This is a genomic window from Afipia sp. MLSD5-FHT05B12, assembly GCF_058793355.1.
Window position 1 is genome coordinate 60,648 of record NZ_JBXAFS010000014.1, and the last position, 23,907, is coordinate 84,554.

Consider the following 23,907-nt stretch of genomic DNA (forward strand, 5'->3'; position numbering starts at 1 on the left):
GCCGTGCGGGGGGCCGCATGACCAACGCCGATCCATCCCTCGCTCCCATAAAAACCACATGTCCTTACTGCGGCGTCGGCTGCGGCGTCATTGCGACGCCGGACGGCAAGGGCGGCGCGACCATCGCCGGTGACCCGGACCACCCTGCGAATTTTGGACGGCTGTGTTCCAAAGGGTCGGCGCTCGGCGAAACCCTCGGCCTTGGAGAGCGGTTGCTCGATCCCATGATCCGGTGCTCGAACGGCAAGCTCGAACAGGTGGCATGGACCGACGCGCTCGATCACGTCGCCAATCGGCTTCAGCACATCATTGCAAAGCACGGGCCGGGTTCGGTCGGCTTCTATCTGTCAGGGCAGTTGCTCACTGAGGACTATTACGTCGCCAACAAGCTAATGAAGGGGTTCATCGGTACGGCGAATGTCGATACCAACTCGCGGCTTTGCATGTCCTCATCGGTCGCGGGACATCGCCGTGCGTTCGGTTCTGACACGGTGCCGGGCTGCTATGAGGATCTCGATCAGGCCGACCTGCTGGTGCTGGTCGGATCGAACGCCGCCTGGTGTCATCCGATCCTGTTTCAGCGGATGATCGCCAACAAGCAGAGGCGCGGCGCGCGCATCGTGGTGATCGATCCGCGCCAAACGGAGACCTCGGGCGACGCCGATCTGTTTCTCGGCCTCAAGCCCGGAACGGATACCGCGCTGTTCAGTGGGTTGTTGACATATCTCGCAGACAACGGCGCGCTCGATCACGCCTATATCGATGAACATACAAGCGGCTTCGTGAAAGGGTTGGCGAAGGCGAGCAGCATTGCGGGCAGCGTTGCCGCGACGGCACTGGCGACAGGCCTTGCGGAAACGGATGTTGCGACGTTCTTCCAGATGTTCGCGAAAACGCAGCGTGTGGTGACGCTCTATTCGCAGGGCGTCAACCAGTCGGCTCAGGGCACCGACAAGGTCAACGCGATCATCAACTGCCATCTCGCGACCGGACGGATCGGCAAGCCCGGTGCATCGCCGTTCTCGTTGACCGGTCAGCCAAACGCCATGGGCGGGCGCGAGGTCGGCGGGCTCGCCAACCAGCTCGCGGCGCATATGAGTTTCACGCCACCGGACATCGATCGCGTGCGCCGCTTCTGGAAAGCGCCGCACATTGCAACCCATGAGGGCCTCAAGGCCGTTCAGATGTTCCAGGCGATCGGCCGCGGCGAGATCAAGGCGCTGTGGGTGATGGGCACCAATCCCGCGGTATCGTTGCCGAACGCAGACGCTGTGCGCGCGGCGATGCGCAAGCTCGATCTGCTGGTGATCTCGGAAAACGTGCAGTCCAACGACAGCATCAATTCCGGCGCGCATGTGCTGCTGCCCGCGCATGCATGGGGTGAGAAGTCCGGCACTGTGACGAATTCCGAACGGCGGATTTCGCGCCAGCGCGCATTCCTGCCGCCGCCGGGACAGGCGAAAGCGGACTGGTGGATCATGAGCGAGGTTGCCAGGCGCCTCGGCTATGGCGCAGCGTTCGCCTACAACACCGCCGCTGATATCTTCCGTGAGCATGCTGAACTCTCCGCATTCGAGAACAGCGGCAGTCGCGACTTCGATATCGGCGCGATGGCGTCGGTCACCGATGACGAATTCGATGCGATGCGGTCGTTCATGTGGCCGATCCCTAAGGGTGCGGCAGAACCGCAATTGCGCTTCTTCGCCGAGGGTGGATATTTCACGCCGGATCGTAAAGGGCACTTTATAGCGCCTGATGTGCCGATGCTGCGCGGAGAAACCTCGGCGGCGCGGTCACTGCGGCTCAACACCGGACGTATCCGCGACCAGTGGCACACCATGACGCGCACGGGTCTCAGCCCGCGCCTCGGCCAGCATCTGCCCGAACCGTATGTCGAGATTCATCCGTTAGATGCGGCGCAGGCGGACATTGTCGATGGAGGTTACGCGCGGCTCGCCACCGACCTCGGCCAGTGCGTCCTGAAGGTTGTCGTCAGTGAGCGGCAACAGCGCGGCATGCTGTTCGCGCCGATCCATTGGAGCGCTGAAAATTCCGCGTCGGGGCGGATCGGGGCGCTGGTCGCACCGTTCACCGATCCGTTCTCGGGGCAGCCGGAGAACAAGGCAACACCGGTCGCTATTGAGGCTGTTGCGTTCGCGCAGCGTGGTTTCGTTTTATCGCGCAAGCCGGTGTCATTCCCGAAAGGTGTATGGTGGTCGCGCGTCGCGGTCACAGGCGGCTATGGCTATCTTATCGCCAGCAATCTCGACCTGTCGTCCTGGGCAACCTTTCTGTCGCCGCGAGGAGAGGCGGGACATATCGCAGAATATGAAGACGCCGCGCACGGCGTCTATCGCGCGGCGCAGTTCTCCGGCGATTCGTTGGAGGCTTGTTTGTTTGTCGGGCTGTCAGACGTCGCATCAAGCTGGGACGCGGTGAAGACGGCATTCGCGGCGGAGTCGATCAGTGACGAGCAGCGCCGGCTGCTCCTGTCGGGTAAGTCCGCGGACGGCGTTGCAAACGACGGCCCCGTTGTCTGTGCGTGCTTTGGCGTCGGACGCAATGCGATCTGTGGGGCGATCGCAGAAGGATCGCGCACCACCGCAGAGATCGGCGCAAAGCTGAAAGCAGGCACCAATTGCGGCTCATGCATTCCGGAACTGAAGCGGCTGATCGCACAGACGGACGTGCAGCAACCGATGGAAGCTAGCGCCGCGAGCTGAACGGCGTGACAGCGATGCCGCTATTCTCCAGCTCCGCGCGCACCTTGTGTGCGATTTCGACCGCGCCCGGCGTATCGCCGTGAATGCAGACGGTGTCGATCTTCACCGGAATGATTTTGCCGGATGCCGCGGTGATGGCATTGTCCTGAACCATGCGGACCACGCGCTGGGCGACCTGATCCGCGTCATGAAGCACCGAACCCGGCTTGCTGCGCGCCACCAGTTGCGCATCGTCCTCATAGGCGCGGTCGGCGAAAACTTCATAGATCAACTTCAGACCGGCGGCTTCACCCGCGCGGACCAGTGCGGTGTTCGGCAGCACCACAAAATACAGGTTCGGATCGACAGCCTTGATGGCAGCAGTGATAGCGCGCGCCGTCATGTCGTCGGCACAAGCGACATTTGACAACGCACCATGTGCCTTGACATGTGTCACCTTGTGACCGGCCAGTGCCGCGACCGCCTGCAACGCGCCGATCTGGTAGGCGACCATGGTTTCGATCTCGGATGATTTCAGTCCAGGGACCGGACGCCGTCCGAAGCCGTGCAGGTCGCGATAGCCCGGATGCGCGCCGATGCTGACGCCGCGTTCTTTCGCGAGCTTTGCGGTCTTCAGCATGATGTCTGAATCACCCGCGTGGAATCCGCAGGCGACGTTGACGCTGCTGGCGAGGCCGAGCATCTCATCGTCATTTCCCATGTCCCATGCACCGAAGCCTTCGCCGAGATCGCTGTTGAGATCGATGGTCATGTTACGCCTCGTGAGGATTAAGGCTCGTCGATGGCATTCACTGCGACACCGGCGACATTGGCCTTTTGCAATTCGACGAGATTGAGGCTTGATCCGCCCGCGGCGTGAACGCGGCCCGGCAGCGCCTGGATGAATTCGGCCAGCTTCCGCGCTTCCGCCTGAGCTTCTTCAACACTCACAGCCTTGAAGCGAATGATAGCGCCGGACTGCATTTGTGCCAGCCGTCCAAGGTCGGAACTGATCACCGTTGCGATCTTTGGATAACCGCCGGTCGTCCCATGATCCGCCATCAACACGATGGGCTGGCCGTTGCCCGGCACCTGGATGCTGCCATGAACTGCGCCATCGGAAACGATGTTGTGTCCGCCGGAGTGAACCACCTTCGGGCCTTCAAGCCGGTAGCCCATGCGATCGCTGGTGGCGGAGATGCGCCACTCGCTGTTGAGAAACACATCGCACGCAGCTCCGAATTCATCGTCCTGCGGGCCCATGACGACGCGGATCGGTGTTTGCGGCCGATCGAAGGTGTCGAGCGCGCGTTCGTGAGGCGCGACTTGCGCAGTTCCGACGTCGAGTGCGTCGCCGGCTTGCAGCGGCCGCGGGAAGGGACTGCCAAGGTCGGCGCGTGCATTGACGGATAGACTTCCGAACACCGGCTCACCCGCAATGCCGCCTTCGATGGCTAGATAGCTGAACATGCCGTTGCGCGCGGCGCCAAGCTTCAGCGTTTCGCCCTCCGCGATCAGCGCCGTTTCATTCGTAAGTAACGGCGAGCCTGAAATGTGTGCAACACGCACGGCTCCCGTCAAGGCAACGCGGACGGCTCCGTTGCGGGCCGCGAACGAGGTCGCGAATGGCCCGATTTCAATGGCGGCGACAAACGGAGAATTCCCCGCAAGAGTGTTGGCCATCGCCAGCGACACGCGGTCCATGGCGCCGCTGGTGGTGAGGCCATAGCGTTGCGCGCCAAAACGCCCGGCATCTTGAATTGAGGTCGCGGGCCCCGTTGTGACGACGACGAGCTTGCTCATGACGCGATCAATTCGGCGACGGTCTCGCCGCGTTCAGCGGCACGATCGAGCGAAGCAAACTCGCTGGCCGCAATGGCATGGAAGGTGATGGCATCGCCGGGGTCCATCAGAAACACCGGATCGCGATGCGGATGAAAGGTGCGAACCGGCGTTCGCCCCAGCAGATGCCAGCCGCTTGGCGCGGCGAGACATTGTACGCAGGCCTGCACGCCGCCGATGGAAATGGTGCCGGCCGGTGTTTCGGTTCGCGGATTCTCGCGCCGCGGCGTGGCAATGGCGGGATCAAGGCCACTCAGATAGGCAAAGCCCGGTGTGAAGCCGATCATCGCGACACAATAGTCGCCGCCGGTATGCTTTGCGATGACGTCAGACGTCGAGATGTCATGTGCGCGCGCGACGTCGTCGAGATCGATGCCATATTCGCCGCCATAGACCACCGGAACGCGCCAGCGACGGATACTGGTCTGTGCGGGGACAGGCCGCTCCGCGAGCGCCAGCAGTTTTTCCGATAACGTTGCGTAATCAATCAGCAGCGGATCGTAATGAACCAGCAGCGAGCGATAGGTCGGAACGGTCTCCAGGATGCCGGCAACGGCTGCGCTCGCGACTTCGCGGTCGAGTGCCAGGACCTGCCGGTTGACCGCCGGATCGATGCTGCGGCCGAATTCGACCGCCAGGGCAGTATCTCCAGACGGGAGGATGCGGGGCGGGGCGGTCATCGATGGGCCGGACATCTCAAGATGGACCGCACCTTTGTGCGATACTCCCGGTCAAATGGCAAATAAGTTGATGTTATCGCAACACATAAGCGGACTTTACCGGTCACGCGAATCGCGCCTTGACGCCATGCCGCGCTTTCGCAAAAAGGCTGGCACACCACATCCGGAGTTTCCCCATGTCGCTCTCGCCCGAAGCCATCGCAACGCTGAAAAAGATCACGACCGCCACGATCACCACGATCCTTCTCAAGAAGGGACTTCGCAACGTCTGGCTGCGCGGGTCGCGTCCGTTGCGCCCGGGGCAGGAGCGCCTGGTCGGTCCGGCGTTTACGTTACGCTTCGTGCCAGCGCGGGAAGATCTCGCAACGCCGGAATCGTGGTCAAAGCCGATTTCCACCCGTACCGCCATCGAGGCGATGCCGCCGGGCTGCATCGCTGTTGTCGATGCGATGGGCATCACCGATGCGGGTATCTTCGGCGACATTCTCTGCGCGCGGATGGCGAAGCGCGGCGTCACAGCGCTGGTGACAGATGGCGTGGTGCGCGATGTCGAGGGCGTGCTTGGCACTGGACTGCCGGTTTGGTGCGATGGCGCTGCGGCACCTCCGTCGGTTGCCGGATTGACGTTCGTCAATTGGGGCGAGCCGATCGGCTGCGGCGGGGTTGCCGTGTTTCCCGACGACGTGATCGTGGCCGATCAGGATGGCGCGGTGCTGATCCCGCAGGCATTCCTCGAACTGATCCTGACGGAAGGTCCGGAGCAGGAAGCGATGGAAGGCTGGATCGTCAATGAGGTCAACAACGGCGCGGAACTGCCGGGCCTTTATCCGATGAATGGCGAGACCAAGGCGCGTTATGCCGCATCAAAGACGAAGAAGTAAACACGTCTGAAGGTCGCCGCTAATCCGGTATCCAGTCAGGATCGTGTCTCTCGGGGGCGCCGCCACCCGACGACCATCGCTTCGACAAGGCTCCCGGATTCGCTGTTACGCCATTCGCCGTTGACCCGGCGGCATGCAAAGGGAAGCTGATAGGTCCCGCTCTTGTCCTCGCATAAAACCTGAACCGCCTCATCGGGAGACGGTTCGCCGTTGCCGTCAAATTCTGCAAGTCTTTGTAGGCGTGTTGCCATAGGCAAAATTCCTTTCCGCGATAAATGCGCCCCGCAACGCGGTTCCGTCTGGACGCGACGGATAACGATCAAATTAAGACGCTTGCGCGTGTCCATTTTAAGACATTCGCGCATCCACATTTCAAAGTTCGCAGCGGTTGCCTGCAATGCGATTGTTCGTTTAGCTCACCCGATTGTGAGATGATGCATCAGCGACAAGAAAAATCATTAAGGGGGAAGCATGAAGGAACTCGCCGGCAAGACAGCATTTGTGACGGGCGGTGCCAGTGGGATCGGATTCTCGCTCGGGCGGGATTTCGCGGAGGCGGGCATGAAGGTGATGCTGGCCGATATCGAGACGGATGCGTTAACGGCTGCGGTCAGGAGCCTTCACAACGCCGGCCCTGACGTGCGCGGGATCGAATGCGATGTGACCGATCCTGCCAGCGTCGAGCGTGCCGCCAAGGCAACATATGACGCGTTCGGAAATGTACACGTGGTTTGCAACAATGCCGGTGTCGCTTCTGGCGGCGGCATCGACAACATCTCACTGGATAGCTGGCGCTGGGTACTCGATGTCAATCTGATGGGCGTCGTGCATGGCATCCGCACTTTCGTTCCGCACATCCGCGCCCACGGTGAAGGCGGCCACATCGTCAATACGGCATCGATGGCCGGGATGGAAAGCGGATTGGGCTTCAGCCCTTACACCGCCAGCAAGTTTGCGGTTGTCGGGATGTCGGAGGGCCTGGCGCCGCAGCTTGCGCCGTTCGGCATCGGTGTCAGCGTTCTGTGTCCAGGGTTCGTCCGCACCCGCATCGGAGAGAGCGGACGCAACCGGCCGGATCATTACGGTCAGACAGAAGCGCCGGATCCCGCAAGCCCGATGGGCATGATGGTCGCCCAGATCGCAGAACTGATCCAGTCCGGGCTCGACCCGTCGGATGTCGCCGCGCGCGTCCTGGCCGCGATCCGCGCGAACGACCTTTATGTGTTCACGCATCCGGAGATGCGAGCCGGGGTCGAGCAGCGATTTGCCGCCATTGGGACAGCCATGGACAAGGCGGCCGCACACTGACGCGGCGGCTGATTTTCTCGCGAAACATCCGAGTTTCAACGATTGGAACAAGTATTGGTTCACTTCTTCGCGCCGAACATTGGTGCCGGAAAGGAGTGGACCCATGCGTCAGCTTATTCTCGCAATCACGGGCGCGGGCGGCATCTTCCTGCTCGCCGGCGTCACCCGGAACCGCGGCTGGGCTCTGGCCGACGAAGTCTGCCGTCAGGGAGCGATCCTGTGCGACAACCCCGGATGGGTGCTCGTTACGCTCGCAGCCCTGCTGTTTGTTGCGACCATTCAAACCATCGCCAAAATCTGAGCGGTGGACACAGATCAGTTAACCGGACCGTGAACCAATCCGGCCGAACCTTGTCAGATGCCGGTTACATCGCGAGGCTCTGACAGAACTCGTCGAATGCAGAACTGTCCATGCTCAACGTGGTCGCCGATGTTCCGGGACCGGCGGCGGTTTCACGCGGCGCGATCTCGGCAGGGCGCGCCTGCGCGATCTGCGCGGCGTCTGCGAACATCGGCTGTTCAAATCGTTTCGCGCCTTCGGCATCGATCGCGAAGAGGGGGCGGTATTTATCGAAACCATTGTCCTCGAGCATAATGAAAGTCCGGTTGTCGAGTACCCGCCAGTGCCCTTCGAAACGGGCCGCCACCACGGCATGGTCATCGCCGGTCGCGGTTTCACGAATGATCAGGAGGCGAAGATCGTCTGCCGCGACGCCGGCAGCGCGCAGCGCTACAAGCTTGGCAATCGCATAGTCCTCGCAGTCGCCAGCACCCGCCGCCAGCGTGGCCAGCGGTGACGACCATTGATCCTCGACACCGTATTGCGCGAGGTCGCTAAGCGGCCGGATGGCAAGATTGAAGGCGCGGTTGATTTCACCGAACCGGGAAAGGCCCTCACGCCCGGCGGCCATTTTCACGATTTCAAGGAATCGGAGAGCCGGCTGGGATGCACACTGTCCGGGGGCGCTGGCACAGGCGGCAATAATCTCCGCTTCGGCCGCGATGGTGCGCTCGACCGTTAGCCATTTGGCGCGGAGAGGGCCGTCTGCCAGCATGGAGGTCGGTAGCCCAAACGGCTCCGAAATCTTGCTCGGCAGCCCCTCAGTTGCCTCGATGGCTGTGTCGCTCAGTGTATAAACTGCCCCATGAGCATATCCGCCCAAGGCATTGATGGTGAGCATGAATGACAATGCGCATGCGCGCAGAATATTGAAAGCCGACATGTGACGCCCCGTGTCCGGACATCGGCTCGCAACATATGCCAGCTCGTGACCGGATCATTTCGTCACAAGCATTAGGCGGCGTCCCCTTTTCGGCGGCTTAAGGAAGAGGCCAATCGGCCATTTGGATTCAAATATGCGGAATTAGTGCTGACCACATTGTCTAAAATTGTAGATAGGGCTAACAGCGCGAGCTGTTGCGTATAAATGCTTTCTCCCCGAAATAACGTTTTCACTTGATGTGAAAAACCTCAGTTTATTTCAATAAACTCATTGTATAGATTGGTTATCGGCAGATTACATTTTTGCCCTTTTGGCGGCTTTTAGGCTCGAATAACCAGCGTTAATTGACCGGAGATTTTGCAGAGCAGCATGAATTATCGATTTTATCTCATGACATTAGAAGGCAGTAGCGGAATAGCCAAGTCATCAACGCGTAATTTTACTTAACGAGGACATGTAGAACCATGCCGTTTAGTTCAATTCACTATGGGACTGCGGTCTTTGATGCTATGAGTTTGGTAATTCTGAATTTCTGAACAATAATTTTCAGGCGGGCGGGCTAAGTTTGAATTTTTCCGGACCATTTGATGCCGGGTTAGCGCACGACTCTCCAGTTTCACTGGGTGGCGAGCGATTCTCGTTCGATTCGAAGCCAGGTTTCGTCCAGCATCACGCATCGGACAGCCACGTTGTTGTTCCCGACGCGCACTTGCTGTTCTCCGGCAACTATATGCGGATCGGTAACGACCTGATCATTTCGGGTGACGGCCAGAAATTTGTCGTCGGAAACTACTTCAAGGGCGAAGCAAGACCTGTCCTCGCCACCAAAGACGGTGCGACCCTTGCAGGTCACATCGTTGATGCGCTTACGGGCCACGTCCACTACGCGCAGGCCGCCCCGGCGGCACCTGCCGGGGAGGTGATCGGTCACGTCCAGAAAATGTCCGGAAGCGCGACCGTGATCCGCAATGGCGTGTCGGTCGAACTGCGTATCGGCGACGCCGTACAAAAAGGCGACGTGGTCCAGACCGGATCGGATTCGTCGATCGGCATGACGTTTGTTGACGGCAGCGTGTTCGGCATGACGTCGAATGCACGCATGGTGCTCAACGAAATGATCTTCGATCCGAATGGATCGTCGAATTCATCGCTGATCAGCCTGGTTCAGGGCACCATCACCTTCGTTGCGGGACAGACCGCCAAGAACGGCAACATGCGCGTCGAGACGCCGGTTGCCACGATGGGTATTCGCGGTACGGCCGTGCTGGTGGAGATCGGCGCGAACGACGGGCCGACAAAATTTTCTGTGCTGGTCGAGCCGGATGGGCACACCGGCTCCTACAATCTCTACGACAAGACGACCGGCCAACTGATTGGAACGGTGTCGCAGGCCGGGCAGGTGACCTACGTCTCGGTCAGCGGCATTGGCCAGCCTCCGACGGCGATCGAACAGCTCAAGACGCTCGCGGATCAGGAAGCTGCCAAGGCACTGATCCAGGAGGTCTTCAAGCTTTACTTCCCGAACTACAATCCGGACGCCAATCCGAAGTCGCAGAAAACCGGATTTGGCTCTCCTAGCGACAACCTCAACCCGTTCGCATTCTACAAGCCGCAGGACATCGGTCCGCCCAAGGTCATTACAATCCCGGGTGTGGGCTATGATCCGGTCACGGGGCAGCCGAATCCTCCGCGGACTTTCTACAATACCAAGGCGCAGTTCTGGACGACCCCTGTCTTCGCGGATCAGGCGTTCTCTCCGACGATCAGGGTTTTCAGCTTCAAGGACGTCGTCACGATCGACGACCCCGATATCGGCAACGCGCCGTTCTACGATATCGGCGTTCCGTTCGTCGCCGGCAGCGCGATCATCACGAGCGCGGTCAGCACGGTCGGCTATCTCAGCGAAGCATTTCTGAAACCACTGCTCAACATCAACCAGACGACGGGCGTCGTCTCCTTTGACCGCGAGCAGTTCAATTTCCTGGATGACGGCCAGACCGTCACCTTCAAGATCCAGGTGACCGCGACATCGGGGCCGGATACCGGCATCGTCGAAATCCCGATCACGGTTACGGGTGCTAACGATGCGCCGATCATCGTGGTTGGCGCGCCTACGGTTGCCGACGGCACCGTCAAGGAAGACACCAACGTCGCGTCCGGCCATATCGCGACAGACGGCATCATCACGTTCCAGGACGTTGATCTGACCGACGCGCACACCGCGACCGTTGAACTGACATCGACGTCCTCAACTCTGCCGGGTTTTGTTAGCGGCGCTGGAAATGCCCCGACGACGACCAAGATCGGAACATTCACCATCGATCCGGTCTCGGAGAGCACCACCGATACCAGCAATCAGGGCTCCGTTGGCTGGCACTTCTCGCTGGACGACAACGATCCGGTACTGCAATCGCTGGCCGAAGGCCAGACGATCACGCAGGTCTATACGATCACGATCATCGACGACAATGGCGTCCCGGTGGAGCAGGACGTCACGATCACGATCACTGGCACGAACGATGCGCCGGCGCTGACGGTCGACACTGCGATTCATCCGGCTGACGAAGTTACGGACACAACGGGCGCGCCGAATTCGGTTGTCGATGTTGCGACCGGAACGCTGGCGTTCACCGACGTGGATCTCTCCGACACCCATACGGCAAGCGCGGCGCTTCATCCTGGCGCTTCATCCGTGGTGTGGTCGGGTGGCAACTACAACGACATTCCGCAGGCGACCCGCGATGCCCTCAATGCCGCGGTGACAGCCACGGTGTCGGAGAGCACCACCGATACCAACAATCAGGGATCGGTCGCCTGGGAATTCAAGCTTCCGGACCATCTGTTCGATTTTCTGGCGCATGGCGAGACGCTGACGTTGATCTATGACGTCACTGTCATCGACGACAACGGTGCGCCGTCGACACAGCAGGTAACTGTTGTGGTCGAGGCCGCGAACGACCAGCCCGTCATCTCGGTCATCGACAACGGCGCAGCGATCAAGGAGGATATCGACGCCGTCAGCGACATTTTGAAAGATACCGGTACGGTGACCTTCACCGACACCGATCTGACCGATACCCACACGGCGCATGTTGTCTACAATAACGATGCAGCGGGAAGTGCCGGAGTTTCGCCGGCGCTGGCCCTCGCGCTCGCAACTGCACTGACGGTTCCTGCGTCTGCATTGGCTGCTGGCGATCACGACTTCAACTGGGATTTCGCGCTGGACACCAATCTGATCCAGTATCTCGCGGAAGGTGAGACGATCACTGCGACCTACACCATCACTGTTGGAGACAACAGCAACAGCAGCAACGATACGTCTGCCGGACAGGTTGTGACCGTGGTCATCACCGGCACCAACGACGCACCCACGATCACCAGCGGGATATCGGCGGCCAGTGCCACGGTCCCGGAGTTGGCAGAAACCACAGGGTCAACGTCGCTGGACACAGCCGGCGGCACTGTGACATTCAACGATGTCGACTTGACCGACACGCATGAGGTCACGCAATCGACCGCGACTTTTGCCTGGTCGGGCGGAACGTTAACGCCAACCCAGATCAATGATCTGACAAGCGCAAGCTCGCGAACCCTTGTACCGAATGACAGCACCGGGACGGGCAGCGGATCAATCGACTGGACCTACAAGATCACGGACAGCGCTCTCGATTTTCTGGCGGATGGCCAGACGCTCACGGTGACGTATGACATTACGGTCGCGGACTATAATAACAGCGTGGCGACTGGCACCTCGACCAGCCAGACGGTGACTATTACCTATACCGGTTCGAATGACGTGCCGATCGTCAGCGCCGCCGTGTCCGACGCGCTGGTCGTCGAGGATGGTTCGGTTAGCGTTTTGAACGCACTGGCCAATGCTTCGGACGCCGACAATGGGGCGACGCTGTCTGTGGTCGACGTGCCCGGCACGTTGCCTGCCGGTGTCACCTACGATGCCGTCAATCACACCTTTACGCTCGATCCGAATAACGCCGCCTATCAGTACTTAGCGGATGGCGTGACGACGATAGTGACCGTGAACTATGGCGTTTCGGACGGCATCGTCACGACGCCAACGCCAGCCTCTGTGTCTTGGACAATCACGGGCACGAACGACGCGCCGGAGTTGAACGGCGACGATGTGACGGTTGCAGAGATCGGTGATGGCAGTCCTGCGCTTCCATATGGAACGACGAAGGTGTTCGGCATCACCTTGTCCGATCCTGACGAGGCAGGTTCGCTGACGGTCAGTGCGACAGCCGGCGATGGCACGGTGTCGGGGGTAAGCAATGGCACGGTTGATGCCATCACCGGTAATTTCACCAGCGGAATCACCTACACGCCGAACAACACAGTCCCGAACGCCAACGATATGGTCACGTTGATAGTGACCGACAGCCAGGGCGCGAGCGACACGCTGCATTTCGTTTTCCAGCAAAACGGCACCGGCGGCGCGACGCTGACGGGCACCACGGGCAAGGACCTCATCTTTTCGACAGAAGGCGACGACACGCTGACGGGGCTCGGCGGCCGGGACAACTTCGTGTTCGCGCCGTCATCGGGCCACGATACGATCATGGATTTCACCTCCGGAACCGACAGGATCGATTTCAAGGCTCTTTCAGGCATGGATGCGACTGCGTTGGCAAACCTGCTGGCTACTGCCGACCACACGGGTGGCGATACGCTGCTTCATATCAACGGCACCACGGACACCCTGCTCGTGAAGGGCGTTGCCGTGCTGAATGCGAGCGATTTCATCCTCCACGCATGATGTGAGGAGAGGCCGAAACATTAACTTCGATCATGTTTCCGGCTGCAATAAGTACCGATGTCATGGCATGATAGACTGGTCGTAACGCCCAATTTCATGAACTTTGAAATGGCGTCCTGACAGCAGCCGAACAGCCAGGTACCGATGCAGCCCGCGAAGACATCACATCAGGCCAATTCGCCCCGTTCCGAACTGGGGACGGCGCTTCGCGCCTGCCGCAGTGCCTTCGTCGGCGTCGGCGTGATGAGCTTCGTCATCAACATTCTGTATCTCACCGGCTCGTTCTTCATGCTGGAAATTTACGACCGCGTGCTGCCGAGCCGCAGCATTCCCACGCTGGTCGGCCTGATTGTGCTGGCGGGAGGCCTCTACCTCGTCCAGGGTATCCTCGATCTGATCCGCGGCCGCATTCTGATCCGTATCGGATCGGCGCTGGACGAGATGCTGAGCCGGCGGGTCTATGATATCGTCGTGCGGATGCCGCTCGTGATCGGCAACCGCAGCGAGGGCCTTCAGCCGTTGCGCGATCTCGACAACGTCCGCTCGTTCCTGTCCGGGATGGGGCCGGGGGCGCTGTTCGATCTGCCATGGCTCCCGCTTTATCTCGCCATCTGTTTTGCGTTCCATCCGCTGATCGGCATCACGGCGCTGGCTGGCGCCATCATTCTGATCGCGCTGACTCTCCTGACCGAATACCTGACCCACGAGCCCATGAAGCGCTCGACGGGACTGGCGATGCGGCGGCAGGATCTTGCGCTCGCCAGCCGCAGGAATGCGGAAGTGCTCACCGCGATGGGCATGGCCGGCCGCGTCGGCAAGCGGTGGGATGAATCCAACCGCGACTATCTTGCCAGCAACCAGCGGGCGAGCGATGTCGCTGGCGGCCTTGGCGCCATCGCCAAGGTCATGCGCATGATGTTGCAATCGGCGGTGCTGGGCGTCGGCGCCTATCTCGTCATCAACCAGCAAGCGACAGCGGGCATCATCATCGCGGGCTCGATCCTGAGCGCCCGGGCGCTGGCGCCGGTTGATCTCGCCATCGCCCACTGGAAAGGGTTCGTGGCGGCGCGCCAAAGCTGGCACCGCCTTAACCGGCTGCTCGGCATATTGCCTGAGCAGGCGGCGCCGACTCTGCTTGAAGCTCCGACAACCAGGCTCACGGTGGAAACGCTCACCATCAGCCCGCCGGGCGAACAGAAGGTGGTCGCGCAGGATATCACCTTTGTGATCGAGGCCGGGCAGGGCGTCGGCGTTATCGGGCCAAGCGGATCGGGCAAATCATCGCTGGTGCGCGCACTGGTCGGCGTCTGGCGGCCGTTGCGCGGCAATGTGCGGCTCGACGGTGCGGCGCTCGATCAATGGTCACCGGAAATCCTCGGCCGCCATATCGGTTATCTGCCGCAGGACGTCGAACTGTTCGCCGGAACGATTGCCCAGAACATTTCGCGCTTTGAGGATAATGCATCGTCCGACGACATTATCGCAGCTGCGCGGGAAGCACGCGTCCACGATCTCATCATCGGCATGAAGGACGGCTACGACACCCAGATCGGCGATCAAGGCAGCGTGCTGTCGGCCGGGCAGGCGCAGCGCATCGCGCTCGCGCGAGCCCTCTATGGCAATCCGTTTCTCGTGGTGCTGGATGAGCCGAACTCCAACCTCGACAGTGAGGGCGACGTGGCGCTGAACAAAGCCATTCTCGGAGTTCGCGCGCGGGGCGGCGTTGTTGTCGTGGTCGCCCATCGTCCGATTGGAATCGAGAGCGTCGATCTCGTGCTGGTTATGAAGGACGGGCGGGTTCAAGCGTTCGGGCCGAGAGATGCTGTTCTCGGTCAGGTGCTGCAACGTCCTGTGACAGCATCGCCCGCGATCAAGATCGTCTCCGACAAGGGAGGAGCGCAGCCATGAAGCCAACGCTCGCCGGGACGGAAAGCATTGTCCGCCGCATCTTCAGCGCTCTGTTCTCGCCACTGGATCGGCTCTCGATCTTCAAGAGCCTCGACAAGCCCGGATCGCGTGGATCGATACGGTTTCATCTGATCGTCGGACTCGTCGTCGTCACGCTGCTGACCTGCGGGATAGGTGGCTGGGCTTCGACCGCACAGATCTCGGGTGCGCTGATTGCGCCGGGCTCGATCGTGGTTGATTCCAACGTGAAGAAAGTCCAGCACCCGACCGGCGGTGTCGTCGGAGAGGTCAGGGCGCGCGATGGCGACCGCGTCAAGGCAGGTGACGTCGTGGTGCGCCTCGACGACACCGTGACGAAGGCAAGCCTCGCGATCGTGACCAAGGGCCTGGATGGACTGTTGGCGCGCCGGTCGCGGTTGCTGGCGGAGCAGGATGGCGCGGATCGCATTACTTTCCCGCCAGAGCTGATGGATTCCTTTGCCAATCCGGATGTCCGGGCGCTGATCGGAAACGAGATCAAGCTGTTTCAGGTCCGCTCGTCAGGCCGCGTCGGCCAGAAGGCACAGCTCAAGGAACGAATTGCACAGCTTAGGGAGGAAATCGGCGGGCTGGAAGCGCAGGAAAACGCCAAGTCGCGCGAGATCGAGCTCATTCAAAAAGAACTGGTAGGTGTCCGCGATCTGTTCGCCAAGAACCTTGTGCAGATTTCACGCTTGACGGTTCTGGAGCGGGACGCGGCACGACTTGACGGCGACCGCGCGCAGTTCATCGCGCAGAAGGCGCAGGCGAAGGGCAAGATCACCGAAATCGAATTGCAAATCATCCAGATCGACAAGGACCTTTCCAGCGAAGTCTCCAAGGAGATGCGCGAGATCAACGACAAGATCGGCGAGTTCGTCGAGCGCAAGGTCACAGCCGAAGATCAATTACGCCGCATCGATATCCGCGCGCCGCAGGACGGTATGGTGCTTCAGTCGACGGTCCACACTGTGGGCGGCGTCATTACCGCCGGTGACGCCATCATGCTGATCGTGCCAGAGTCCGATAACCTGTCGGTCGAGGCCAAGGTGAACCCGCAGGACATCGATCAGTTGAGGATTGGGCAGAAGACGCTGTTGCGGCTCTCGGCCTTTAACCAGCGCACCACACCTGAACTGAACGGGACGGTCAGCCGGATTTCCCCGGACACCACCACGGACCAGCGCACCGGCCAGAGCTACTACACCATTCGCGTGTCGATGCCGCCGGAAGAGGTGGCGAAGCTCGGGGACGTCAAATTGATCCCCGGCATGCCGGTAGAGGCTTTTGTGCAGACCGGCGAACGCACCATGATATCCTACCTCGCGAAGCCGCTGAGCGACCAGCTCATGCGCGCATTCCGCGAGAAGTGATGGGTCTCGGTTTGGCGGTATGATGCGGGCAGTATGGAAATCGTCGGTCCGGTTCATTGCGCGTATCCGTATGTACGCCAGGCATTTCGGCTACGGCCGGCTGCTGTCCCTCATTCTGTTGATCGCATTTCTTGGCGTTCGGGTCGCTGATCCGATCCCGCTCGAAGAGTTGCGGGTCCGCGTCTTCGACGGATATCAAATCCTCAAGCCGCGCCACAGCACGCAGCGCCCTGTCGTCATTATCGACGTCGATGAAAAGAGCCTCGCGAAATTCGGGCAATGGCCATGGCCGCGGACGCGGGTGGCCGATCTTGTTCAGCGGCTGACCGATCTCGGCGCCGCCGCCATCGCCTTCGACATCGTCTTCGCGGAGCCGGACCGGCTTTCACCTGGCGTGGCGGCGGATGCCTTTCGCGATCTGGATGAACAAAGCCGAATGAAGCTGCGTGCGCTGCCGAGCAACGATCAGGTGCTTGCCGCCGTCCTGCGCAAATCGCCCGCTGTTCTCGGCGAATCCGGCTTACCTACATTCGTGCAGCAGCCTGAATTGAAGCTGCCGCTGACAGGGCTGGCGACATTGGGCGGCGATCCGCGTCCGTTCCTGCTGCAATTCCCGGGGTTGCTCCGGAACATTCCGGTACTCGAGGAGGCCGCTCCCGGCCGCGGACTGTTCACCATCCGCACCGAGCGTGACGGTATTGTCCGCCGCGTCCCGATGATCATGCTGGCGCAGGGTGAATTGATGCCCTCGCTGACGTTCGAGATGCTGCGCATCGTGACGAAGTCCGACACGATTCTGGTCAAGTCGGACGAAGCTGGCGTGAAGAGCGTGGCGGTCCCCGGATTTGAAGTTCCCACCGATCGCAACGGCCAGCTCTGGGTGCATTTCGCCAAGCACGATCCCGCGCGATATGTGTCCGCGGCTGATGTGCTGGAGGGGAAGGCCGGAGCGGACCTGATTTCGCGCAAGCTTATCTTGATCGGTACCTCCGCCGTCGGATTGCTGGACGTGAAGACCACGCCGCTCGATCCGGTGATGCCGGGCGTCGAGGTCCATGCGCAGGTGCTTGAAAGTGCGCTGACCCGGTCGGTACTGTCGCAGCCGAACTACGCGATTGGCGCCGAGCTATTGGCCGCGATCCTGTTTGGGATTGCCATCATCTGGCTCGCACCGATTCTCAGCGCCATCATGCTTCTGCTGTTCGGCGCCGTCATCGTCAGCATCATGGTGGCTACATCCTGGTACTTCTTCTCGGAGCACCGGCTGCTGATCGATTTTACGTTTCCATTGATCGCCAGCACCGCGATCTACCTGGTGTTGGTTTTCAGCAGTTATTTCCGGGAGCAAGCGCAGCGCCGCCGCATCCGCTCGGCCTTCGGTCAGTACCTGTCGCCTGCGCTTGTCGAGCAACTGGCGCAGTCGCCGGAAAAGCTCGTCCTCGGCGGCGAGGAGCGCGACATGACCATCATGTTTAGCGATGTGCGCGGCTTCACCACAATTTCTGAATCGTTCAAGAGCGATCCGCAGGGCCTGACATCGCTAATGAACCGGTTTCTGACGCCGCTCACCAATGCGATCCTCGACCGTAAAGGCACCATCGACAAATACATGGGCGATGCCATCATGGCATTCTGGAACGCGCCTTTGAGCGACCAGGAACATCAGATCAACGCGTGCAATGCGGCGCTCGACATGATCGACCGCATTGAGGCGCTGAACGTGGAGCGCGAACGCGAAGCAAACGAAGCAGGTAAGCCGTTTATCCCGATGAAAGTCGGTATCGGATTGAACACGGGGACCTGTGTAGTCGGCAACATGGGGTCCAACCTCCGCTTCGACTATTCGGTGCTGGGCGACAGTGTGAATCTCGCCTCCAGACTCGAAGGACAGTCGAAATCCTACGGCGTGCCGATCATCGCAGGCTCTGCGACAGCGGTGGCAGCCAAGGACAAGTTCGCGATTCTCGAACTCGACTTCATCACCGTGAAGGGCAAGAAGGAACCAGAGGTGATTTATGCCATCGCTGGGCGGGAAGAGGTTGCAAATTCCGGACAGTTTCAACGGCTTCGCAATCTGTGCATCGAAATGCTGGGATGTTATCGCAGCCGCGACTGGGAAGGGGCGCTTGCTGCGATTGCGAAAGCGCGTATTGCCGATGAAGCCAAGACCTTCACCATGCTCTACGATCTCTATTTCGAGCGTATCAAGGCGTTCCAGGAAACCCCGCCACCGGACGACTGGAACGGCGTCTTCGCGTTGACAACCAAATGATGGGTGAGGCGAAACGCCGCCGCGCTACCTATCGCGTTCCAGCATGGCAAGCCATTTTTTTGGTGAACAGTGCGTGGTATCGTGTTGGGAAGATGACAGCGGCATGCAATTCTCCCGAAGGATTCATTGAGTTTTTTCATGCCGACCACAATGTCCGTGCGGTTCTGGGGTGTTCGTGGGAGCATTCCGTGTCCAGGCCCCAATACCGTGCGGTATGGCGGCAATACCTCGTGCGTCGAGGTCCGCTGCGGTGGCCATCGTTTGGTCTTCGATGCAGGGTCGGGACTGCGCATGCTTGGTCTCGCGCTGGCCGAAGAAGCAGAACCGACCGACATCGATTTGTTTTTAAGTCATTGCCATATCGATCATCTGATTGGCCTTCCGTTTTTCGTGCCCGCCTTCATGGCCGGAAACCGGTTGCGCCTCTGGGCTGGCAATCTGAAGGCCGCTGGCGGGGTGCAGGAAACCGTTCGGAAGCTGATGAGCTATCCGCTGTTTCCGATTGAACTGGAGGCCGCGCATGGCAAGGTTGAATTCACCGACTTTGCACCTGGTGACGTTTTGACGCCGCGGCCCGGCATCAAGGTCATGACTGCGGCGCTCAACCATCCCGGCGGCGCGACCGGATACCGCGTCGAGTTTGGCGGACGTGCTATGGCCTACATCACTGATACCGAACTCAGCGCCGATGAAATCGATCCGGCGCTGGTGGAGCTCGCCCGCGATGCGTCGATCGTTGTCATCGACACGACATACACTGACGAAGAACTACCGGAGCATGTCGGCTGGGGGCACTCGAGCTGGCAGCAAGCCGTCCGGCTGGCCAACGAGGCCGGTGTCGGGAAACTTTTCCTGTTTCACCACGATCCCGAACATGACGACGATGAAATGGACCGCATCGCCGCCGCGGCAGCCAGGGCGCGGCCGGGGACCGTGGTTGCAAGGGAAGGGCTGTCGTTTGAGATTTGATCAGTGCGCATGTTTTTCGCGGCGCGCCTCCAGCGTGGATTACCGCACAAAGACTTGAGGTCCGATTCGGGCATCGGCAGCGAGAGCCGTTGTCGCGCGGGGCGCGGCGCGGCATAATACATACCAGATTTCCTTTAGCATCAGGTTGATTCCGATGGATATGTCAGGACTCGTTTCCGGCGCCGGCGGCTTTATCGCGTCCGCGTTCGTGGTGGCCGGTTACACCATGCGAACGATGATCCCGCTTCGCATCTTCGGGATTATCACCAACGTCCTCCTGATCGGATTTTCGGTCGTACATCATCACTACCCGGTGATGGTGTTGCATATGATCCTGCTGCCGCTGAACGTCTACCGGCTGCGGGAAATGCTGCTGCTGGTCCGCGAAGTGAAGAAGTCGGTCAACAGCGACCTGTCCATGGCGTGGTTGAAGCCCTTCATGACTGAGCGGAAATGCAAGGCCGGCGAAATACTGTTCTACAAGTACGAGAAGGCCGAGGAGATGTTCTACATCGTCAGCGGACGCTTCCGGCTTGTCGAGTCGGGAATCGAATTGCCGAACGGCGCCATTGTCGGCGAACTCGGCATGCTGTCACCGTCGAACAAGCGGACTCAAACACTCGAATGCCTTGAGGACGGGATCATCCTCAGCGTGACCTATCAAAAGGTCGAGGAACTCTACGTCCAGAATCCTGCATTTGGTTTCTACTTTCTGCGGCTGGTCAGCGCGCGGCTCTTCCAAAACCTCGGGAAGCTGGAGGCGCAGCTTGCCGAAACCGGCGCGCAGGCGACGTCGTGAAGATTCGAGTCAAGGTTCCGCCGTCACCGTTTCGGCTGCTGAAAGAGCGGTATTTCGGCGAAGAGACGCGAAATCCGCGGGTCGCTCGCGCGGCGCTGGCGCGTCTGACGACGCAATTGCCAGCGGACGTTGTGCCCGTCGTTAGTGCGGCCGTCCATTCGCTGATCGATTATCAGGACCCCGACTATGCGCTGGCCTATATCGAACGGATCGAACGCTATGTCGGCCCTGCGGCCCATCATTTGCCCAATCTTGGCGAACTCGCGCAACTGCTGTCGGACCGGATGCATTTCGAGGACCCGATCCGCATCGCGCAGTTGAAACTGGCGGAGGCTGGAGGTGCGAGTGCAAAACCAAACCCGCTATCCATCGACGGGGTCGAAAAATTCCGCTGGGATGAGGTGATCCCGATGCTTCCGCCCAAGGCTGCAGCGCCAGCTCTCGATCTATTCCAGCGCCTGCGTCTGGCAAGGCTGGCGCGCAGAAGCGTGACATTGCGTTTCTGCTCGCGAACCCGCTTTAAGCTTCAACGGTTGAAATGGCTGGCCGCCGCGCGGATCACACGTCCTTTTTCCGAGCGATTCAAGCTGGAGCGCGTGTGGGTGGAGCGATGGCTTCACATGGTCGATCGCAGCCTGGTGAAACAGCCGGAGGCAACCATAGCGGTCGTGCGAACCGCCAACCTCATCACGGGACATGGCGATGCTTACCAGAACGGCTTGGCCGAATGGAATGTCATTATCGATCGTCTGGTCAAACCGGCATGCGACGGGGATCTTCCGCTCCCCGGACTCGGGGACGCCATTCAGGAGGCGCGCGATGCCGCCATTGGCGACCAGGCCCAAAGCCGCCTGCTGAACGCGGTGGAGCAGCTAAGGACACGGGCACTGGCGCACGGATAAGCCGGCAACACCTCAGAAGCTGACAGATCGTCGCAGCCGCGCATAACTGACAGCCGTCCGGGCACCCCGATGGCCTACCGTTAAAAACTGCACTAGAGTTAAACTGGACGTGCGATGCTCGGCATAATTTCGCCCAGGCATGCGTGCGCAATAGGGGACAGTCGATGAAGAAGTTTCGTGGATTCTTTCTTGGGTTTTTGCCGGTTCTGGTGCTCACCATATGCACTGGCAGTTCCGACGCGCGGGCCGCCGACGACATCAAACTCAGCAGCAACCAGCGGATCGCTTGCGGTCGTGGTCTGAACGCCGGCAAGCTGCAGAACATTTCCTGCAAATCGTACGCTTATATTTTTAATACAAAGACATCCGAATTCTATCGCTGCCACGTGAATGTTGGCGTCACCCGCGACAACAAGGAAGTTCTCAAGGTCGATACTGATGGCAATTGCAAATTGAAGGCACGTATATTCCCGAGCGATTCAAACTATCAGTTCGATGCAACCGAAACCGAGCCGCCTAATACGAATTCGTTCTTTGGATCGGGCGGGACCGCGATCTGGGTCAGCGACAGCGCCAAGCTCAGCGCGAAAGGCTGTATTATGCTCAGCGTCGGCGTCGGCCCGGACGTTATGAAATGTGTGGACATGACATTCGGCAAATAGGCTTTGGGCACTGGAAACAACCAGATCTGGCCCGGGATCACGATCGCGATCCAGAAAGTCTGACAGTGCTGATCTGAAGTCTAACTTTTCAAGAGAAACGCCAGAACGACCAGCCCGACAACAACTGTGATGCCGATTGCCCAGGTCGTCAGCCGGACGTCACTTTTCAGTTCGCGCTTTGCTTCGTTCTCGGCGATCTTCAGATCGCGCTCTCGGTTGTCCTGCTTCGGATCATTCACGGTTTGTCCCGATCCTGGCTGGGCGCTGGGGCACGGTCGGTCCCCGCTACGGTGGACCGTGCAAAAGTGTACCCGGCACAATGCGCAATCCGCAAAGAACAAAAGCAGGTATGCCGGGCATTGGCTCCGATCTCGCTGAACTGTGATCGCGGAAATGCGCCGCCAGCTTGAGCCGGGAACCAGGTCGGTGTCTCATGCGGCCAAACTCGAATCGAGGACTGCATGCGTTACGTGTATCTGCCAGCGCTCACCGGATTGTTCCTTCTCGGTCAGCCGGCCCAGGCGACCGATTATCCCTATTGCATGACCTATGTTCAGGGATGGAGTGGCGCAATCGAGCAATGCGATTACTCAACGATGGCTCAATGTCAGGCGAGCGCCGGGGGCCTGAACGGGACATGCGCTCCCAACTGGCGCCTGGCACCGCGCCGCGGTGTTTATCCCGATGAGATCGAGCCGGCGACCGCGAGCCGGAAACGTAGCCGCCGCTGATCTCGTTTGGATCGCTTGCAGCGTGGATTGAGATGATGGCGGAGAGGGGAAGGATTCGAACCTCCGACACGGTTGCCCGTGTACCGCATGCGGTGCCTTAAACCACTCAGCCACCTCTCCAATATTCGTCAGCAACCAATGCAGAGGGACGCTTTAGGTGCGTCCCTTGAACTCCACGCCGATGATCGTATCCTTGCGCCAGATCAGCCGGCAGTGCGTCACCTTTCGCACGTCACCCGTCAGCGCAAGACTGAGGTTGTTTCCGATCGGCCCGGTGTCGATGAGTTCGATGCGCGCGCCGCCGGACGACAGATCCAGGATTGTGCAATTGCGCTTGGCAAATCCGCCATCGAGTAACATCCACGCATCGTGCCGCGTGGTGTGGCGCGGCTTGCGGGATTCTTTTCTGAAAACAGCCATTGGCTTAGCTCCATGATCGAAGCGTATTCGTAGCGGCTGAAAGTTTCGGAAAATTTGAATCAAAGCGCGAATGCCGGGAGGCCGCTTTAAACTTTGATTAACCAGGACCGGCCAGCCTGAAACTCCGAAAACCGACCGGCTGGCTGACGGCTCCGCGAGGAGCCCGGCCTGCCATTGGCGCGGGCCTGCTGGCCTTGACTTTCATTGCGCTGCAATCGTTGGGCACCAAACACGAGCAGCCTGAAGCCTCGCTCGCATGTGCAGCAAAACTCTACAGCCCCTACGACCCCAAAAATCTCGAGCAATGCATGGCTGTCTGTCTGGCCTGTCGTGCGGGAGTGAAGACCACGTGCTCCACGTCATGCACTTTCAAGGGTGCGCGGTAAGGTCCAGGGACGGATCGTGGAATAGTTGTCGAGAACCTGTTTCGGAGGGGGCCT

The 23,907-nt window shown here is 60.0% G+C and carries 20 protein-coding genes and 1 tRNA gene; 13 read left to right on the forward strand and 8 right to left on the reverse strand.

Annotated elements, in window-relative coordinates:
- The first annotated feature begins 17 nt into the window (after window positions 1-17).
- Window positions 18-2,723, forward strand: a complete 2,706-nt coding sequence (locus tag AC1Q6J_RS17255; RefSeq protein WP_492280440.1) for a nitrate reductase — start codon at window positions 18-20, stop codon at window positions 2,721-2,723.
- Here AC1Q6J_RS17255 and AC1Q6J_RS17260 read toward each other — a convergent pair.
- The 3 genes from AC1Q6J_RS17260 to pxpB are packed head-to-tail and all read right to left on the reverse strand — an operon-like array spanning window position 2,707 to window position 5,224.
- Window positions 2,707-3,474: a LamB/YcsF family protein gene (locus AC1Q6J_RS17260; RefSeq protein ID WP_492280441.1), complete on the reverse strand. Its 768-nt coding sequence runs from the start codon at window positions 3,472-3,474 to the stop codon at window positions 2,707-2,709. The two genes, AC1Q6J_RS17255 and AC1Q6J_RS17260, sit on opposite strands and share 17 nt — an antisense overlap.
- 17 nt (window positions 3,475-3,491) lie before the next feature.
- Window positions 3,492-4,505, reverse strand: a complete 1,014-nt coding sequence (locus AC1Q6J_RS17265) for a 5-oxoprolinase subunit C family protein (RefSeq protein ID WP_492280442.1) — start codon at window positions 4,503-4,505, stop codon at window positions 3,492-3,494.
- A complete protein-coding gene (gene pxpB, locus AC1Q6J_RS17270) occupies window positions 4,502-5,224 on the reverse strand; it encodes a 5-oxoprolinase subunit PxpB (RefSeq protein WP_492280443.1) in 723 nt (240 codons plus the stop codon). Before pxpB ends, AC1Q6J_RS17265 begins: the two co-directional genes overlap by 4 nt.
- Window positions 5,225-5,400: 176 nt before the next feature.
- Here pxpB and AC1Q6J_RS17275 point away from each other — a divergent pair, with 176 nt between their 5' ends.
- Window positions 5,401-6,105 carry a ribonuclease activity regulator RraA gene (locus AC1Q6J_RS17275; protein ID WP_492280444.1) on the forward strand — a complete coding sequence of 235 codons (705 nt, stop codon included), beginning with the start codon at window positions 5,401-5,403 and terminating at the stop codon, window positions 6,103-6,105.
- A gap of 35 nt (window positions 6,106-6,140) precedes the next feature.
- Here the strand turns inward: AC1Q6J_RS17275 and AC1Q6J_RS17280 are convergent, their stop codons facing one another.
- Window positions 6,141-6,356 (reverse strand): hypothetical protein, encoded by a 216-nt coding sequence (locus AC1Q6J_RS17280; protein WP_492280471.1) that lies wholly within the window; start codon window positions 6,354-6,356, stop codon window positions 6,141-6,143.
- A 220-nt stretch (window positions 6,357-6,576) separates the two neighbouring features.
- On the opposite strand from AC1Q6J_RS17280, the gene AC1Q6J_RS17285 reads away from it, so the two are divergent.
- Together AC1Q6J_RS17285 and AC1Q6J_RS17290 are read left to right on the forward strand one after the other, a co-directional pair.
- The gene (locus AC1Q6J_RS17285) at window positions 6,577-7,413 is read left to right on the forward strand and encodes an SDR family NAD(P)-dependent oxidoreductase (RefSeq protein WP_492280445.1); all 837 of its coding nucleotides are present in this window, start codon (window positions 6,577-6,579) and stop codon (window positions 7,411-7,413) included.
- Between the two features lie 103 nt (window positions 7,414-7,516).
- Window positions 7,517-7,714: a hypothetical protein gene (locus tag AC1Q6J_RS17290; RefSeq protein WP_492280446.1), complete on the forward strand. Its 198-nt coding sequence runs from the start codon at window positions 7,517-7,519 to the stop codon at window positions 7,712-7,714.
- Between the two features lie 64 nt (window positions 7,715-7,778).
- Here the strand turns inward: AC1Q6J_RS17290 and AC1Q6J_RS17295 are convergent, their stop codons facing one another.
- The gene (locus AC1Q6J_RS17295) at window positions 7,779-8,636 is read right to left on the reverse strand and encodes a transglutaminase-like cysteine peptidase (RefSeq protein ID WP_492280447.1); all 858 of its coding nucleotides are present in this window, start codon (window positions 8,634-8,636) and stop codon (window positions 7,779-7,781) included.
- Window positions 8,637-9,201: 565 nt separating this feature from the next.
- Here AC1Q6J_RS17295 and AC1Q6J_RS17300 point away from each other — a divergent pair.
- The 8 genes from AC1Q6J_RS17300 (at window position 9,202) to AC1Q6J_RS17335 (ending at window position 22,316) form a co-directional block, all read left to right on the forward strand.
- The gene (locus AC1Q6J_RS17300; protein ID WP_492280448.1) at window positions 9,202-13,413 is read left to right on the forward strand and encodes a VCBS domain-containing protein; all 4,212 of its coding nucleotides are present in this window, start codon (window positions 9,202-9,204) and stop codon (window positions 13,411-13,413) included.
- Window positions 13,414-13,557: 144 nt separating this feature from the next.
- Window positions 13,558-15,321, forward strand: coding sequence for a type I secretion system permease/ATPase (locus AC1Q6J_RS17305; protein ID WP_492280449.1), 1,764 nt, complete (start codon window positions 13,558-13,560; stop codon window positions 15,319-15,321).
- Entirely contained in the window at window positions 15,318-16,712 is a 1,395-nt protein-coding gene (locus tag AC1Q6J_RS17310; RefSeq protein ID WP_492280450.1) for an HlyD family type I secretion periplasmic adaptor subunit, read from the forward strand. The genes AC1Q6J_RS17305 and AC1Q6J_RS17310 overlap by 4 nt, the downstream gene beginning before the upstream one ends.
- A 19-nt stretch (window positions 16,713-16,731) precedes the next feature.
- Window positions 16,732-18,984 (forward strand): CHASE2 domain-containing protein, encoded by a 2,253-nt coding sequence (locus tag AC1Q6J_RS17315; RefSeq protein ID WP_492280451.1) that lies wholly within the window; start codon window positions 16,732-16,734, stop codon window positions 18,982-18,984.
- A gap of 138 nt (window positions 18,985-19,122) precedes the next feature.
- A complete protein-coding gene (locus tag AC1Q6J_RS17320; protein ID WP_492280452.1) occupies window positions 19,123-19,953 on the forward strand; it encodes an MBL fold metallo-hydrolase in 831 nt (276 codons plus the stop codon).
- 154 nt (window positions 19,954-20,107) lie between these two features.
- The gene (locus AC1Q6J_RS17325; protein ID WP_492280453.1) at window positions 20,108-20,752 is read left to right on the forward strand and encodes a Crp/Fnr family transcriptional regulator; all 645 of its coding nucleotides are present in this window, start codon (window positions 20,108-20,110) and stop codon (window positions 20,750-20,752) included.
- Window positions 20,749-21,654: a DUF6537 domain-containing protein gene (locus AC1Q6J_RS17330; protein ID WP_492280454.1), complete on the forward strand. Its 906-nt coding sequence runs from the start codon at window positions 20,749-20,751 to the stop codon at window positions 21,652-21,654. Before AC1Q6J_RS17325 ends, AC1Q6J_RS17330 begins: the two co-directional genes overlap by 4 nt.
- Window positions 21,655-21,818: 164 nt before the next feature.
- A complete protein-coding gene (locus AC1Q6J_RS17335) occupies window positions 21,819-22,316 on the forward strand; it encodes a hypothetical protein (RefSeq protein ID WP_492280455.1) in 498 nt (165 codons plus the stop codon).
- Window positions 22,317-22,396: 80 nt separating this feature from the next.
- Here the strand turns inward: AC1Q6J_RS17335 and AC1Q6J_RS17340 are convergent, their stop codons facing one another.
- Window positions 22,397-22,555: a hypothetical protein gene (locus tag AC1Q6J_RS17340; RefSeq protein ID WP_492280456.1), complete on the reverse strand. Its 159-nt coding sequence runs from the start codon at window positions 22,553-22,555 to the stop codon at window positions 22,397-22,399.
- Between the two features lie 222 nt (window positions 22,556-22,777).
- Here AC1Q6J_RS17340 and AC1Q6J_RS17345 point away from each other — a divergent pair, with 222 nt between their 5' ends.
- On the forward strand, window positions 22,778-23,047 hold the full coding sequence (locus AC1Q6J_RS17345) for a DUF3551 domain-containing protein (RefSeq protein WP_492280457.1): 270 nt from the start codon (window positions 22,778-22,780) through the stop codon (window positions 23,045-23,047).
- Between the two features lie 36 nt (window positions 23,048-23,083).
- Here the strand turns inward: AC1Q6J_RS17345 and AC1Q6J_RS17350 are convergent.
- Together AC1Q6J_RS17350 and AC1Q6J_RS17355 are read right to left on the reverse strand one after the other, a co-directional pair.
- Window positions 23,084-23,167, reverse strand: a tRNA-OTHER gene (locus AC1Q6J_RS17350).
- Window positions 23,168-23,200: 33 nt separating this feature from the next.
- Complete coding sequence (locus tag AC1Q6J_RS17355; protein ID WP_492280458.1) at window positions 23,201-23,467, reverse strand: PilZ domain-containing protein; 267 nt, start codon at window positions 23,465-23,467, stop codon at window positions 23,201-23,203.
- Between the last annotated feature and the right edge of the window lie 440 nt (window positions 23,468-23,907).